This is a genomic window from Streptomyces griseoviridis (genome assembly GCF_005222485.1).
GTDB lineage: Bacteria > Actinomycetota > Actinomycetes > Streptomycetales > Streptomycetaceae > Streptomyces > Streptomyces hintoniae.
Map to the genome: position 1 here is coordinate 7,516,111 of NZ_CP029078.1, position 14,475 is coordinate 7,530,585.

The window sequence follows — 14,475 nt, forward strand, 5'->3', positions numbered from 1 at the left end:
GGCATGACCAATCCGCCGACCTTCGTCCTTGTCCACGGGGCCTTCGCGAACTCGTTCTCGTTCGCGCCGCTCCAGGCCGAGCTGGCCCTGCTCGGGCACCGCTCGGTGGCCGTCGACCTTCCGGGGCACGGGTTCGAGGCCACTTTCCCCGCCTCCTACCAGGCTCCCCAGGATCTCGACGCCCTCGCCGCGGAACCCGGGAGCATCAAGGGCGTCACGCTCGCCGACAACGCCGCCCGCGTCATCGAGGTCCTCGAACGGGCCCGGCGCAACGGGCCCACCGTCCTCGTCGCGCACAGCAGGGGCGGCATCACCGCCACCGCCGTCGCCAACGCCAGGCCCGAGCTGATCGACCGGATCGTGTACGTCTCCGCCTGGTGCCCCGTCGACCTCGACGCCGGCGGCTACTACGGCCAGCCGGAGATGGCCAGCGTCGACCTGGGAGCCTTCGCCGCCTCGCTCGTCGGGAACCCGGGTGAACTCGGCCTGCTCAGGACCAACTTCCGCACCGCCGACCCGGCCGCGCTCGCCGCGTTCAAGGAGGCGTTCGCCGCCGACCTCACCGACGACGAGTTCCGGACCTTCCTGAACCTCTTCCAGCCCGACGAGAACCTCGACGGCGGTACGTCCGCCGACCGGGCCCAGGCCGCGACCTGGGGCCTGATCCCCAGGACCTATGTCCGCCTGGCCCACGACACGAGCATCCCGCTCGCCATGCAGGACCGCATGATCCGCGAGGCCGACGCCCTCACCCCCGGCAACCCCTTCGACGTCTCGACCCTCGAAGGCAGCCACCTGCGCTGGCTCGTCCACCCGGGCCCCGCCGCCGCACTCCTCGCCCGCCTCACCGCACGCTGACACTCCGGGAGAACCACGCACGGTCACCCACCGCCCCGTTCCTCCCCGTGGACGGGGCGGCCCCCCTGCATCACCCACCGCACCCGTCCCGTCGCGTCGATGTCCTGGAACGGGTCGCCGCGCAGAGCCACCAGGTCGGCCGTGGCGCCCGGGGCGATCCTGCCCAGGTCCGGCCTGCTCAGCAGCTCCGCGGCGACGCCGGTGGCAGCGCGCAGGGCACGCAGCGGGGAGAGCCCGTTGCCGACCAGGGTCGGGAACTCCCGCCAGCTCTCGGCGTACGGGAACATCCCCGCGTCCGTGCCGAAGGCGATCCGCACGTCGGTGCCCGCCGGACGCCGCAGCCCCACGCGCAGTTCCTCGGCGTACCGGTGGTAGGCGCGGCGCATCTTGGGCGGCTGGTCGGCCCAGAGGCGTTCGTCGTCCAGCCGTGCGAGGAAATAGCTCTGGGCGTACTGGGTCGGCACCAGGAAGGTCCCGTACTCGGCCATCAACCCATAGGCCGACGGCGTCGCGAGACAGGCGTGTTCGATGCTGCGCACCCCCGCCCTGACGGCTCGGGTGATGGACTCGTCGTCGAAGGCGTGGGCGGCGCACGGGAGATGGAGGTCCCGCGCGGTCGACGCGAGGGCGTCCATCTCCGCCTGCGAGTAGGCGGTGTCGTCGGGGCCGTCCACCGGTGAGGAGAAGCCCCCACTGGCGACGAACTTGATCCAGTCCGCGCCCGCGCGGGCCTGGAGCCGTACGGCGCGGCGCAGTTCGTCGGGGCCGTCGGCCAGGGTGCCGATCTCGACGCCGTACCGCTCGGCGAGCTCCGGTGACTTGTCGGCGTGGCCGCCGCGCGGGGAGAGGATGTTCGGCGCGACCAGCATGCGGGGGCCGGTGACGAGCCCCTCGTGGACCGCGCGCCGCAGCGCCGTGTTGAGCGGCTTGTGGGCGCCCCCGAGATCGCGCACGGTCGTGAAGCCGCACGCCAGCAGGGTGCGGAGCGCGGGCAGTGCCTGGAGGGTCTGGTAGGCGGCCGAGGAGGTGTCGAGCCGTTCGTCCAGGGTGTGCACATGGCAGTCGATGAAGCCGGGCAGCAGGGTGCAGCCGGGCAGTTCGACGGTGTCGCCGCCGGACGGCGGCGGGGGAGTGGTGGTCAGCTCGGCGACCCGCCCGTCGCGCACCCGGACGCGGAGGCCGTCGACCGGGCGGTCGGACACGCCGTCCCACAGGCGGTCCGCGCGCACCCATACGTCGCGGTGTGGCGTGCTGGGCATGTGATCCTCTCCGGGGGAGGCGGGCGGGTCGGGCGGGCTCACCCGGCGGCCGGGACGGGCCAGCTGTGGACCGGGGCGCCGGAGGTGACAAGACCGGCGTAGGTGTGCGTCAGCAGGCGCAGCGCGCCCCGGCGGTCGCCGTGACCGTCGAGCGCCGTCAGCGCGCGCTGCTGCCACACCGCGCCGGTCTGCCCGCCGGCGACGCGCGCGGCGATCACGGACAGCAGGTGCCCGGCCTCCTCGGCGTCGACCCCCGCGCCGACCAGCCCCTCGGCGGCGAGCGGCAGCAGCCGCGGCAGCAGATCGGCCGCGCGGCTCCAGGTGAGGGCTCCGCCGGGTGACGGCCAGCCGATCCTGGCGCGCAGCCCCGAACGCGCCGCCCGGTAGAAGTTGCCCCGGGCCGTCGCGAACGGCAGCACGGTGTGGGGAGGCGCGGGCCCCGCGGCGAGGTGCAGGGTCAGCCCCAGCAGGAAGGCGGCGTTGGCGGCCATGTCGAGGGAGGTCGGCCCGCTGGGCAGGGCCCTGAACTCGATGCGGACATGGCCGCCCGGGTCGTACACCGGTCGGTTCCACGTCCACACCGTCCCCTGGTGCAGGCGCAGTTCGTCGAGGCACGGCGCCGCGCCGGCCGGCCCGTCGTGGGCGGCCGGCTCCCGGTGCGACAGCACCGGCACCAGCACGTCGTGGTGGTGGACGGCGTCCGCGAACAGGCGCGCCGCACCTCCGTCGAGCCAGCGGTGGCCGAAGGACGCCCGGGGGCGCGGCCTCGCCGACGCGGGCCGCCGAAGGACCCGCGGGGTTCCGCCGCCGTCGCCGAAGCCCTGTTCGTACAGCGGGATGCGGGTCTCCTGCCAGAGCCTGCGGCCCAGCAGCAGGGGCGAGTTGCCCGCCGCCGCCAGCACCGGGCCGGTCGCCAGTTGCGCCGCGTTGTAGGCGCGGGTGAACTCGCCCGGCCTGACGACCAGATGGAGCTGCCAGGAGCAGGTCGCGCCCTGCACCGCGATGGAGTCGGCCAGCAGGGTCGCCGGTTCCTCGCCCGCGAACGCGAGGAGGTAGGGCGTGCCGCGGCGGGCGCGCAGGGCCCGTTCGATCTGGTCGAACCGGCCGCGGGGCGTCAGGGCCGACCGGCACAGGTCGGGGGCGGTCAGGGTGGGCAGCGTCCCGATCGTCACCGGGAGCGCCCCGTGGCGGCGGGCCGCGGCCCCGACCGCGGCCAGCAGCGTGTCGGACTCCGACCGCAGCGCGGTGAACGGCCTGCCCTCGATCCCGACCGGCGTCAGGTTCGCCTCCAGGTTGAACCGGTCGACCTCCAGACAGATGCGGTGGTCCGAGGCGTCCGCGCGGACCTGGTCGTTCAGCGCGGCCGGGCGGCCGTCAGCGCCCATGAGGAACATCTCCAGCTCGGCCCCCACGCTGATCTCCGACTCGCCGAAGCCGGGGACGTCGAGCGTCCGCCTCAGCGTGCCCACGGAGTCCCGCAGGCGTCTGCGGAAGGCGGAGAAGTCGGATTCCGTGAAGGTCTCCTGGTCGATGTCTCGCCCCATGTGCCGCTCCTCGTCGTCCCGGACCAATGTCGGCCCGTGCGCGGCGTCCGGCAAACGCACCGGTCGCCGAGTGGCGGCCGTGCCCCGACGCGACGACACTGGTCAGGAGCCGTGCTCCGGTCCGGGAGCGGCCCGTCCTCGGCACCCGTCCGACTCCTTCTCTCCCCGATCCCGAGGGGCTGATGATCCATGGAGAACCGGCCCGAGGGCACGGAGAGCAGAGCCGTGCAGGACCCGGCGGCCGACCGGCCGTGGCGCTGGCCCGAGGAGAAATGGCGGCGTCTCGCCACCCAGGTAGGGGCCGGACGAGGCGCGGACGTCCCCCACTGGCCCGGCGGAGCGTCCGTCGCCGTCGCCCTCAGCTTCGACCTCGACAACGAGACGGCGCCGCTCTGCCAGAACGGCACGTCCCCCGGGCTCCTCGCGCAGGCGCACTACGGGGCGCGCGCCGGTCTGCCGAGGATCCTGTCGCTGCTGCGGGTACACGGCGTCCGCGCCTCCTTCTTCGTGCCCGCCGTGTCGGCGCTCCTGACGCCCGAGGCCGTCGGGGCGATCGGCGCCGACGGCCACGAGGTGGGGCTGCACGGCTGGATCCACGAGCGGTGCGGCGACCTGACCGGGGCCGAGGAACACGCGCTGGCCGAACGCGGCGCCGAGGTGCTGCGCCGGTGCACGGGCCTCGCCCCCCGGGGCACGCGCACGCCGTGGTGGGACGTCACCGAACACACCGTCCCCGTCGCCCGGCGGCTCGGCCTGCTGTACGACTCGTCGATGATGGCCGACGACGAGCCGTACGAGCTGCTGGAACGCGGCGAGCGGACCGGGCTGGTCGAGATCCCGGTCTCCTGGATCCGTGACGACGCCCCGTACTTCCCCGACGATCCGGCGGCACGGCAGATCCTCGCCCCCCATGAGGTGCTGCGGATCTGGAAGGACGAGTTCGACGGCGCGCTCGCCGAGGGCGGACTCTTCCAACTCACCCTGCACCCGCATGTGATCGGCCACCGGTCACGCGTCCTGGTGCTGCGCGAACTCCTCGCCCACATCCGCGGCCGGCCGGGGGTCTGGTTCGCCACCCACGAGGAAGTGGCGCGGCACCTCGGCGGCCTGATCGGCATCGCGCCGCCGGCCGCGGAGGGGGAGGCCGCCTAGGCCGTCAGCCCCCTGGACCGAAACCGGCCCGCCCGTCCCGCTCCGGCCTCCCCCTGGAGCCCGGCCAACGGACTTGGAGCCGGCCACCGGACACGGAGCCGGCCACCGGTACCGCCCCGCCGCCGTCCCTCAACTCGCTTCCAGTTCCGTCCAGTTCGGTCCCGTTCCGTCTCCTGGAGGAGGGAATCCATGAACGTCCCGCACGTCACCGATGTGGCGACCGAGTTCTCCTGCCGCCCCGCCCGCCCGGACGACCAGGAGGACATCGTCTCCGTCTACCGCCAGTCCTTCGACCGGGACCCGGTGTTCCAGTGGCTGTTCCCGGACGCCGCGTCCCGTCCCTCGCTGCTGGAGAGCTACTTCACGATCATGGTCGGACACACCTTCGCGCAGGGCGGCGCCGTGCTGCGGACCGAGGACTTCGGCGCGGTCAGCATGTACTTCCCGCCGGACGCGGTGGACCAGCCGCAGAACGTCAAGGACCGACTGCTCGACGCGCTGCGCGCGGGGCTCGGCGCCGACTCCGACCGGACCGTGCATCTGATGACGATGCTCGGCGCGTCGCACCCCACCGGCCTCCCCCCGCACTACTACGGCACCTTCGTCGCCGCCCGTCCCCACCACCAGGGCGGCGGCCTCGGTACTCGCCTGAAGAAATGTCTGTTCGCGCTGGCCGACGAGGACCGGGCAGGCGCCTACGCCGAAGCGTCGTCGCCCCGCAATCTGGCGCTCTACGAGAGGCTGGGCCAGCGCAGGCTCGGCCCCGCGCTGACCCTGCCCGACGGACCGCCGATCTTCCCCATCTGGCGGCCCCCCACGACGGCGTCCCGGCCCGCGGGAGCCGGCGCGGCCGACGGCGGGAGCTGACGATGGCCGACAGCCCCCGGCAACAGTGCCTCGCGGACGGCCGGATCGACCCCGAAGACCTGGACCTCCTCGACTCGGTGGCCCGCTACGCCCGCTTCTTCCTGGAGACACCGCGCCCGGTGCGCCCCCGCGACCCCGACCGGCTCGCGGCCCTGCTCGGCGGGGAACTGCCGGGCGAGGGCAACGGGGAACACGCCACGCTGCGCAGGCTCGTCGAGGCGGGCGAGTCGGGACTCCTCCCGTCCGGGGACTCCCGCAGCTTCGGATACGTGGTCGGGGGCGCCCTGCCGATCGGGATCGCCTCCGACTGGCTGGTCAGCCTCTGGGACCAGTGCGCCGCCGTCTACGAGACCAGCCCGCTCGCCTCGGTGGCCGAACAGGTCTGCGAACGCTGGCTGGTCGACCTGTTCGGGCTGCCCACCGGCACCGTCATGGGCCTCACCTCCGGCTGCACCACGGCCAACCTCGCCTGCCTGGCGGCGGCCCGCGAGCACCAACTCCACGCGGCGGGCTGGAACGTCAACGAACAGGGCATGCGGCTTTCGCCGCCCGTGACCGTCCTCACCGGCGAGCACACCCATGTCTCGGGGCTGCGCTGCCTGCGCCTGCTGGGCCTCGGCGACCAGGTCGCACAGGTGGACGCCGGGACCGACGGCCGGATGGACCCGCGCCACCTGGCCGAACTCGCGGCCAGGGCGCCGGGCGGCCTCATCGTGTGCGGACAGGTCGGCTCCACGGACTGCGGATCGGTCGACCCGCTGACCGAGATCGCCGACATCACCCACGACCACGGCGGCTGGCTCCACCTGGACGCCGCCTGCGGCATGTGGGCCGCGGCCTCACCCGTCCTGCGACCCGCCCTCGAAGGACTGGAACGCGCGGACTCCTGGTCCTGCGACGGCCACAAGTGGCTCAACACCCCCTACGACTGCGGGATCGCCCTGTGTGCCCGCCCCGAACCCTTCGTCGACGCGGTGCGGTTCGACGCCGACTACCTCCAGACCGCCGAACGCACCGGCCGCGACCCGATGGACCACCGCGTGGAGATCTCCCAGCGCGCCCGCGCCCTGACGCTCTGGGCGATCCTGCACCACGAGGGCCGCGAGGGGATCGCGCGCATCGTCGAACGCAACTGCTCAGCGGCCCGCGAACTGGGTTCACTCCTCGCACGGGAACCGGGCGTCGAACTGCTGGCCCCCGTCACCCTCAACCAGGTCCTGCTGCACATCGGCGGGGAGGACCGCACCCAGCGGGTCGTGGACACCCTCAACAGCGCGGGCACCTGCTGGGTGACCCCCACGACCTGGAACGGCCGGCCGGCGGTGCGGATCTCCGTGTCCAACTGGCAGACGGGCCGGGAGAGCGCCGACGCCACCGCGGACGCCTTCCTCAGTGCGTACCGCGAGCACGGCGAGCCGGGCACCTCCGCGTCCCGCCCACCCGCCGACAAGCGCTGACCAGCGCGTACCCCGCGCCACCCGGTGCGACCGCGTTGCCGACGGCGCCCTCGCGAACTACGTTCGCCCCATGGCGGACGACGAACCCACGCGCGCGACGCGCCTGCTGGACGCACAGGCGAAGGCCGAGCGCCTCTTCGCGGAGATCGACAGGCGCGGCCTTGTCGCGCCGGGAGAGGGAGAACGGGCGGTCAGCGACCGGGTACGGGACCTGGCGAACGAGATGTTCGGGACCACCCGCCACTGGCACAAGCGGATCGTGCGCTCAGGCCCCAACACCCTCCTGCCCTACAAGGAGAACCCGCCGAACCGGCTGATCGGCGCCGACGACATCGTCTTCGCCGACTTCGGTCCGATCTTCGAGGAGTACGAGGCCGACTTCGGCCGCACCTTCGTCCTCGGCGACGACCCCGTCAAACGCCGGCTGCGCGACGACCTCGCCGACGTGTTCGCCGCGGGCAAGCGGCACTTCGCCGCCGACCCGGAAATCACCGGCGCGCGCCTGCACACCGAGGTCGCGCGCCTCGCGACCGACGCGGGCTGGGAGTTGGGCGGCTGGCACGCCGGGCACCTGGTCGGCGAGTTCCCGCACGAGCGGATCGACGGCGCCGACGTCGAGTCGTACATCACCCCGGCCAACGACACCCCGCTGCGCCGCACCGACAAGGCCGGACGTGTCTGCCACTGGATTCTGGAGATCCATCTCGTCGACCGCGCCCACGGGTTCGGCGGCTTCTACGAGGAACTCCTCACCCTCGGCTGAACCCGGCCGCCGGCCACCCCCGGACACCGAAGGCGAACGCCCTTGCGGGGAGGGGGTGGTGACCCGGTACGAGAGCGCCCACGGCACACCCTGCCTCCCGCTGAACCCCGGCCCGGAGGCGAACTCCCGCGCCTGCGACCATGGTTGACGGACGCCGGCGCGCCCCGACGGCGGTCATGAGCAGCCGAGTCGGTGTGGGAAGCTGTCGGCAGCCGATCACGGCGAGGGGGCCGCACGGCGGCCGAGAGGAGCTGAGGGTGGCACAGGACGGCGTCAGGGCCGACGGGATAGACACCAGCAAGCCGCATCCCGCGCGGATCTACGACTACCTGCTGGGCGGCAAGGACAACTACGACGTGGACCGCCAGGCCGCCGACGCGCTCGCCGCGGCGGCCCCCGAGGTACGCATCGGCGTCCGCGCCAACCGCGACTTCATGCGCCGCGCCGTCCGGTACGTCGTCGGCGACGGCGTCCGCCAGATCCTCGACGTCGGCACCGGCCTGCCCACCTCGCCCAACGTCCACGAGACCGCGCACGAGATCGCGCCGGACGTTAGGGTCGCCTACGTCGACAACGACCCGATCGTCAACGCCCACGCGGACGCCCTGCTCAGCCGCTCGGGCGCCACCAGCATCGTCCTCGGCGACCTCCGCGACCCGCGCGCCATCCTCGACGACCCGGACGTCCGCGCGGTCATCGACTTCGACCGGCCGGTCGCGCTGCTGCTCGTCGCCGTCGTCCACTTCCTCACCGACGCGGACGACCCGGCCGGCATCGTCGCCACCCTGCGCGACGCCCTGCCCGACGGCAGCTACCTCGTCCTCACCCACGCCACCAGCGACTTCGCCGACCGCACCGCCGCGCAGGCCGTCTACAGCAAGGCCAGCGCCAGCCTCAACCTGCGCGCCCGCGCCGAGGTCGAGCGGTTCTTCGACGGCTTCGAACTGCTCGAACCCGGCCTGGCCCAGGTCCCGTTCTGGCGCCCCGACGGACCGCCGCCGCCCCGCTCCCACGAGATCGGCTTCTACGGCGGCGTGGCTCGCAAACGCGCCTGACCGGTAGGACGGGCTGACCTGATATCAACGGTCAACGGCCAACGGGTGCAGCCCGTCCACCTCGTAGCCGTGCCGGTGCCGCCAGCCCGCGGCCACCCGGGTGGCGTCGGCGAGATGCGGGTGCCCGGCGCGCAGATCGGTGTGCTCGTGCTCGACGGCGGCCGACGGCACCCGCCACAGCCGCAGCGCGAGCAGCGAAGCGGCCAGCGTGACGGCCCCGAGCGCCACCCCCGCCGTCAGCAGCCCGGCCGTCGCGCCCAGCCACCCCGCCAGCGGGTACGTCAGCAGCCAGCAACCGTGGGAGAGCGAGAACTGCGCCGCGAAGGCCGCCGTCCGCTGGTCGGCCGGCGCCGAGCGGCGCACCAGCCGCCCCGCCGGGGTGAGGACCGCGGAGCAGGCCGCGCCGAACGCGGCCCACAGCACGAGCAGCCCCGGCAGCCGCCAACTCCCGCCGCCGGACGCCGTGATCACCCCGAGCCCGCCGAACACCAGCGTCATCAGCAGGGCCCCGCGCAGCATCACCGCCCGGTCCGCGACCCGGTCGAGCAGCCGGGGCAGCGCCAGCGCGACGGCCATCGAGCCCGCACCGTACGCGCCCAGCGCCAGCGGCACCACGCCCGCCGACAGGCCGAGCATCTCCCGTACGTAGAGCACCGAGTTGACGGTGACCGTCGCGCTCGCGGCGGCCACCGCCAGGTTCAGGGCGAGCAGCGCCCGCAGCGGCGGCAGGCGCAGGAACAGCCCCATGCCCGCCGTCGGCCGGGCCCGCCGACCGGAGCGCGGCAGCGCCGCGGTCGCCTTCGGGAGCGCCGTCGACACCACCAGTGCGGCCGAGCCGAGGAACCCCGAAACCGTCCCGGCGAACAGCCAGTTGGAGGAGATCACGGTCAGCAGGGCGGCGGCGAGGGCGGGGGAGAGGAGGCTCTCCAGGTCATAGGCGAGCCGGGACATCGACAACGCCCGCGTGTAGGCGCGCTCTTCGGGCAGCACGTCCGGGATCACCGACTGGAACGTGGGCGTGAACGCGGCCGACGCCGACTGGAGCAGGAAGACCAGCGCGTACACCTGCCAGACCTGGTCGACGAACGGCAGCGCGCACGCCACCCCGGCCCGGGTGAGGTCGGCGCCCACCAGCAGTGCCCGGCGCGGCAGCCGGTCGGCGACCGCGCCGACGAGCGGGGCGATCCCCACATACGCCACCATCTTGATCGCGAGGGCGGTGCCGAGCACCGAACCGGCGTCGGCGCCCGCGAGGTCGTAGGCCAGCAGCCCGAGGGCCACCGTGGCGAGCCCGGTGCCGACCAGCGCGATCACCTGGGCGGTGAAGAGTCGGCGGTAGGTGCGGTCGCGCAGGACGGCGAGCATGCGGCGGCTCCCTGACGGGCTCGGGTCGGGCACGGCAGACCGCCAGTGTAATCGTCATGTGCGCATCTGCGCACATGAAGGCGAGATCGTCCGTCGGTCCGCTGGCCCTAGGCTGAGCCCATGTCCCCACGCGACTCCGTTCCACCTGCGCCCCATACGCATCTGCGGGACCCCGACAGCGCGCGGCTGGCCGAGGCGACCGGGGTCTTCGCGCTGCTCTCCGACGCCACCCGGCTCCATCTGCTCTGGCTGCTCGCCCAGGGCGAGTCCGACGTCGGCACCCTCGCCGAACACTGCGACGCGTCCCGCACCGCCGTCAGCCAGCACCTCGCCAAGCTGCGCCTCGCGGGCCTGGTGGAGGCCAGGCGCGAGGGCCGGTACGTCCACTACAGCCTGCGCGACGGCCATCTGCGGCGGCTGGTCATGGAGGCGCTCAGCCACGCGGACCACCGGGTCAGCGGGCAGGCACCGCACGACTGAGACCGACCCGGCGGCCCGCGGGCACCCGGCCACGAGGCGGGGTTGTCGGAGAGCCGGCCACAAGGCGGGGTTGCCGGACACCCGGCCGCAAGGCGGGGTTGTTGTGCGGTCGGCTTTCGGGAGAGACTTCTACAGCACTGTAGATGGCGGTGTCCGCCCGGGAGAGAGCAGACCTGATGTTCGGTTTGAGTGAGCTGGCCGTGATCCTGATCGTCGTCGTGGTCGTGCTCGGCATCAAGAAGCTGCCCGAGCTGACGCGTTCGGCGGGCAAGGCGGCCCGGATCTTCAAGAGCGAGACCAAGGCGCTCAAGGAGCAGGACGCGCCCGGCGCCGAGAAGGTCGTCGAGGGCACGGTCGTGGGCCGGCAGGACGAGTCCGCGCCGCGCGTCTGAGCGGAGCGGGGGCCAGGCCTGTCCTGCGGACCACCGGGTCTCCGCGCGGCGCCCGCCGTCAGCCCCCGTGGCCTGCGCGGCGGCGCAGTCCCGCGCGCAGGACGGTCGCCGCGGTCAGCAGGGCCAGGCCCGCGCCGATGCCCGCCGTGATGTCTGTGGTGCCCCCGCTGTCGGGAAGTCGCGGCTCCAGCACCCCCAGCGGGTCCACCCGGATCTCGACCCGGTCACCGGCCTTCGCCTGACCGAAGCAGTTCTCCGTCTGCGAGACCTCGTACGTCCGCCGCTCGCCGCCCAGTTCGCGCAGCGCGCAGTACCGGAGCGTGTCCCGCACGCCGCGCCGCTCGGACACCGAGGTGACCACGGCGGGCACCGGTTCGCCCGCCGACTTCATGTAGATCTCGTACAGCGCGGGCCCCGCGAACAGGACCAGCCCGAACCCGGCGCAGGACGCCAGCGTCGCGGCTCCCGCCCGGTGCCAGACGCCGCCGACGAGACACGCCGTGACCGCCACGGACGCCATCGCGAGGACGACGCCGATCCACGTCTGCCACTGGGCGGTCGCGGCGCTCAGCACCATCGCGGCGGTGAGCCCCGCGGCCCACGCCAGGGAGCCCGCCGTCCGGCGCGTCCCGGTCGTCCGGGTGTCAGGACCCCGCCGCCTGTCGGACGCGCCGCCGGTCCGCACGGTCCCGGTCGTACCCCACTCGCTCATGTCCCCCGCTCCCGCCGCCTTCCCCGTGCTGCCCGGACACCGTATCCGGCGGTGCGCCCGCCGGGACGCGGTGCCCGGGACGTTCACACGGACTGGGGCTGGAGGAACCGGGACAGCAGGTCGTCCAGGGTCACCATGCCGATGAGGACGCCGTCGCCCGCCCGCACCACGGCCAGCGAGGCACGCCGTCCCCGCAGCAGCTCGATCGCGTCGGCGACGGTGGTGTCCTCGGCCATCTCCGGTACCGGACGGGCCAGTTCACCCGCCGTCGCGGCCCGGCCCCTGGCCCGCGCGACCAGCGCGTCCCGAGCGTGCACCGAGCCCACGAAGCCCGTGCCGCCTCGGACCAGCAGCCGGGTGCGGTCGCTCCCGGCGGCCACCCGCAGCACGGCGTCGATGTCCGCGTCCGCGTCCACCGAGGTGATCCGCGTGGCCGGCACGGTCAGTTCGCGCACCGGCGTCTCCGGTTCGGTCAGCGAGCGGGTGAGCAGCTCCGAGTCGGCCTCGCTGATGAGGCCGAGCCGCTGCGACTCCTCGACCAGATGCGTGAGCTGCTCGCGGTTGTGGACCGAGGCCAGCTCGTCGCGCGGGGTGACCCGGCACAGCCGCACCAGGGCGTTGCTGACCCGGTTCAGCAGCGAGATCAGCGGGCGCACCACCTTCACCACCGCGCGGAAGGCAGGGGAGAGCAGCATCGCCGAACGCTCCGGATGGGCGATCGCCCACGACTTGGGGGCCATCTCGCCGACCACCATGTGCAGGAACACCACGACGACTATCGCCACCGCGAACGCGATGGCGTAGCTGAGCGAGCTGGGCAGCCCCAACCGGTGCAGCAGCGGGTCCAGTTCGTGCGAGATCGCGGGCTTGGACACCGAGCCGAGACCCAAGGTGCAGATGGTGATGCCGAGTTGGGCGCCGGCCAGCATCAGGGACAGCTCGCGCATCCCGGCGAGGGCGGCCTTGGCGCCGCGCCTGCCCTCGGCCGCAGCCTTCTCCACGCGGTGCCGTCTGGCGGCCACCAGGGCGAACTCGGCGGCCACGAAGAACCCGCTGCCGATCAGCAGCAGCACGGTGACGAACAGGGCCATCGGGAAACTCATGACCGCTCCTCGGTCCGGTGCGCGGTCCGGTCCGCGATCCGTTCGATCCGCACCCGCTCGGGCACATGCCGGTCCAGGGTCCGCACGTCGACCAGCACCCGTTCCCCGTCGGCCAGTTCGACGGTGAGGCGGTCGCCGACCGCGGGGAAGCGGCCGAGCCGGTCCACGATCAGACCGGCGACGGTGTCGAAGTCGTCCTCCTCGGGCAGCTCGACACCGGTGGCCTCGGCCACCTCGTCGAGACGCCGCCCGGCGTCGACGAGCCAGCCCGCGCCGTCCGCGACGGCGAGTTCGGTGACCGTGTCGGACTCGTCGGCGATGTCACCGACCAGCTCCTCCGCGATGTCCTCGTAGGTGACGACGCCGGCCACCCCGCCGTGCTCGTCCAGGACGACCGCGAACTCGTCGTCCCGCTCCCGCATCTGCTGCACCGCCTCCGGCAGCGGCAGGGTGTCGGGGAGCAGCAGGGGCGGCCGTCCGAAGGCGCCCGCCGTGGTGCCGGCGAGGGCGGTGGCGGGCAGCCGCATCAGCTCCCGGACGCCGACCACCCCGGCCACGTCGTCCGGATGGTCGCCGAGGACCGGGTAGTTGGAGTGACCGTGCCGGGCGATCAGCCCGACCGCCTCGGCGGCGCTCGCGTCCCTGCGGACGAAGACGGCGTCGGCGCGCGGCACCATCACCTGGTCCAGGGTGCGCTCGGAGAACTCCAGCGCGTGGTCGAGGAGTTCGGCGGTGTCCTTGGGCAACTCGCCCCGCTGGTGGGACTCGCCGATGAGATGGCCCAGCTCCTCCAGGGTGGCGCCGTGGTGCAGTTCCTCCACGGGCTCGATGCCCGCCTTGCGCAGCAGCCGGTCGGCGGCGCCGTCGAAGATCCGTACCACCGGGCCGACGACCTTCAGATACGCCAGGGTGGAACCGGCCAGGGACCGGGCGAGCCGCTCGGGCACCGCGATGGCGAGGTTCTTGGGGGCCAGCTCACCCAGGACCATCTGGACGACGGTGGCGCCGACGAAGGCGAGCACCACGGAGACCGCGCTCACCGCGCCGCCCGGCAGCCCGAGCCCGGACAGGGCGGGCTCGAGGAGCGCCGACACGGACGGCTCGGCGATGAAGCCGACCACGAGCCCGGTGACGGTGATGCCCAGCTGGGCGCCGGAGAGCATGAACGACAGCCGTTCGAGGACCGTCAGCGCGCGGGCCGCCTTGCGGTCGCCCGCCTCGGCGGCGCGGGCCAGGGCCAGCCGGTCGACGGAGACATAGGCGAACTCCTGGGCCACGAAGTAGCCGGTGCCCGCGGTCAGCACCAGCACGGCGAGCAGACCCAGGAGCGCGGTCGCGGCACTCATCGGACACCACCCCGCCGTGTGCCGCGCTCATGCTCGCCGTGACGGGGTGGTCGGGGACTGTGTCCCGGTGGATCGGGGTCCGTGGGTCTGCCGGACAAGGTGGCGCTCCTTCTGGTGGGGTA

General features: G+C 73.6%; 14 protein-coding genes. 8 read left to right on the top strand and 6 right to left on the bottom strand.

The window, feature by feature from the left end:
- Positions 1-3: 3 nt before the first annotated feature.
- The gene (locus DDJ31_RS32575; RefSeq protein ID WP_127176827.1) at positions 4-858 is read left to right on the top strand and encodes an alpha/beta hydrolase; all 855 of its coding nucleotides are present in this window, start codon (positions 4-6) and stop codon (positions 856-858) included.
- A gap of 23 nt (positions 859-881) precedes the next feature.
- On the opposite strand, the gene DDJ31_RS32580 is transcribed toward DDJ31_RS32575, so the two are convergent.
- Positions 882-2,117 (bottom strand): metal-dependent hydrolase family protein, encoded by a 1,236-nt coding sequence (locus DDJ31_RS32580; RefSeq protein ID WP_127176826.1) that lies wholly within the window; start codon positions 2,115-2,117, stop codon positions 882-884.
- Between the two features lie 38 nt (positions 2,118-2,155).
- Entirely contained in the window at positions 2,156-3,661 is a 1,506-nt protein-coding gene (locus DDJ31_RS32585) for a glutamate--cysteine ligase (protein ID WP_127176825.1), read from the bottom strand.
- A 189-nt stretch (positions 3,662-3,850) separates the two neighbouring features.
- Here DDJ31_RS32585 and DDJ31_RS32590 point away from each other — a divergent pair, with 189 nt between their 5' ends.
- The 5 genes from DDJ31_RS32590 (at position 3,851) to DDJ31_RS32610 (ending at position 8,955) form a co-directional block, all read left to right on the top strand.
- The gene (locus DDJ31_RS32590; RefSeq protein WP_127176824.1) at positions 3,851-4,813 is read left to right on the top strand and encodes a polysaccharide deacetylase family protein; all 963 of its coding nucleotides are present in this window, start codon (positions 3,851-3,853) and stop codon (positions 4,811-4,813) included.
- 189 nt (positions 4,814-5,002) lie between these two features.
- Entirely contained in the window at positions 5,003-5,680 is a 678-nt protein-coding gene (locus tag DDJ31_RS32595) for a GNAT family N-acetyltransferase (RefSeq protein ID WP_127176823.1), read from the top strand.
- Between the two features lie 2 nt (positions 5,681-5,682).
- Positions 5,683-7,137: a pyridoxal phosphate-dependent decarboxylase family protein gene (locus DDJ31_RS32600; RefSeq protein WP_164784851.1), complete on the top strand. Its 1,455-nt coding sequence runs from the start codon at positions 5,683-5,685 to the stop codon at positions 7,135-7,137.
- Positions 7,138-7,207: 70 nt separating this feature from the next.
- Positions 7,208-7,900, top strand: a complete 693-nt coding sequence (locus DDJ31_RS32605; protein ID WP_127176821.1) for a M24 family metallopeptidase — start codon at positions 7,208-7,210, stop codon at positions 7,898-7,900.
- A 257-nt stretch (positions 7,901-8,157) separates the two neighbouring features.
- Positions 8,158-8,955 (top strand): SAM-dependent methyltransferase, encoded by a 798-nt coding sequence (locus DDJ31_RS32610; RefSeq protein ID WP_127176820.1) that lies wholly within the window; start codon positions 8,158-8,160, stop codon positions 8,953-8,955.
- A gap of 24 nt (positions 8,956-8,979) precedes the next feature.
- Here DDJ31_RS32610 and DDJ31_RS32615 read toward each other — a convergent pair whose 3' ends face one another.
- Positions 8,980-10,320 carry an MFS transporter gene (locus DDJ31_RS32615; protein ID WP_127176819.1) on the bottom strand — a complete coding sequence of 447 codons (1,341 nt, stop codon included), beginning with the start codon at positions 10,318-10,320 and terminating at the stop codon, positions 8,980-8,982.
- 120 nt (positions 10,321-10,440) lie between these two features.
- On the opposite strand from DDJ31_RS32615, the gene DDJ31_RS32620 reads away from it, so the two are divergent.
- Positions 10,441-10,800 (top strand): ArsR/SmtB family transcription factor, encoded by a 360-nt coding sequence (locus tag DDJ31_RS32620; protein ID WP_127176818.1) that lies wholly within the window; start codon positions 10,441-10,443, stop codon positions 10,798-10,800.
- A 176-nt stretch (positions 10,801-10,976) separates the two neighbouring features.
- Complete coding sequence (locus DDJ31_RS32625; protein WP_127176817.1) at positions 10,977-11,192, top strand: twin-arginine translocase TatA/TatE family subunit; 216 nt, start codon at positions 10,977-10,979, stop codon at positions 11,190-11,192.
- 58 nt (positions 11,193-11,250) lie between these two features.
- On the opposite strand, the gene DDJ31_RS32630 is transcribed toward DDJ31_RS32625, so the two are convergent.
- From DDJ31_RS32630 to DDJ31_RS32640, 3 genes are all read right to left on the bottom strand, one after another.
- Complete coding sequence (locus DDJ31_RS32630) at positions 11,251-11,904, bottom strand: hypothetical protein (RefSeq protein WP_127176816.1); 654 nt, start codon at positions 11,902-11,904, stop codon at positions 11,251-11,253.
- Positions 11,905-11,987: 83 nt separating this feature from the next.
- A complete protein-coding gene (locus DDJ31_RS32635; protein ID WP_127176815.1) occupies positions 11,988-13,007 on the bottom strand; it encodes a hemolysin family protein in 1,020 nt (339 codons plus the stop codon).
- Positions 13,004-14,353 (bottom strand): hemolysin family protein, encoded by a 1,350-nt coding sequence (locus tag DDJ31_RS32640; protein ID WP_127176814.1) that lies wholly within the window; start codon positions 14,351-14,353, stop codon positions 13,004-13,006. Before DDJ31_RS32640 ends, DDJ31_RS32635 begins: the two co-directional genes overlap by 4 nt.
- Positions 14,354-14,475: the final 122 nt, after the last annotated feature.

Coding starts and splice junctions, on each gene's coding strand:
- DDJ31_RS32590 (WP_127176824.1), top strand. CDS start 3,851: ATGGAGAACCGGCCCGAGGGCACGGAGAGCAGAGCCGTGCAGGACCCG.
- DDJ31_RS32640 (WP_127176814.1), bottom strand. CDS start 14,353: ATGAGTGCCGCGACCGCGCTCCTGGGTCTGCTCGCCGTGCTGGTGCTG.
- DDJ31_RS32625 (WP_127176817.1), top strand. CDS start 10,977: ATGTTCGGTTTGAGTGAGCTGGCCGTGATCCTGATCGTCGTCGTGGTC.
- DDJ31_RS32605 (WP_127176821.1), top strand. CDS start 7,208: ATGGCGGACGACGAACCCACGCGCGCGACGCGCCTGCTGGACGCACAG.
- DDJ31_RS32575 (WP_127176827.1), top strand. CDS start 4: ATGACCAATCCGCCGACCTTCGTCCTTGTCCACGGGGCCTTCGCGAAC.
- DDJ31_RS32580 (WP_127176826.1), bottom strand. CDS start 2,117: ATGCCCAGCACGCCACACCGCGACGTATGGGTGCGCGCGGACCGCCTG.
- DDJ31_RS32635 (WP_127176815.1), bottom strand. CDS start 13,007: ATGAGTTTCCCGATGGCCCTGTTCGTCACCGTGCTGCTGCTGATCGGC.
- DDJ31_RS32615 (WP_127176819.1), bottom strand. CDS start 10,320: ATGCTCGCCGTCCTGCGCGACCGCACCTACCGCCGACTCTTCACCGCC.
- DDJ31_RS32600 (WP_164784851.1), top strand. CDS start 5,683: ATGGCCGACAGCCCCCGGCAACAGTGCCTCGCGGACGGCCGGATCGAC.
- DDJ31_RS32620 (WP_127176818.1), top strand. CDS start 10,441: ATGTCCCCACGCGACTCCGTTCCACCTGCGCCCCATACGCATCTGCGG.
- DDJ31_RS32595 (WP_127176823.1), top strand. CDS start 5,003: ATGAACGTCCCGCACGTCACCGATGTGGCGACCGAGTTCTCCTGCCGC.
- DDJ31_RS32585 (WP_127176825.1), bottom strand. CDS start 3,661: ATGGGGCGAGACATCGACCAGGAGACCTTCACGGAATCCGACTTCTCC.
- DDJ31_RS32630 (WP_127176816.1), bottom strand. CDS start 11,904: ATGAGCGAGTGGGGTACGACCGGGACCGTGCGGACCGGCGGCGCGTCC.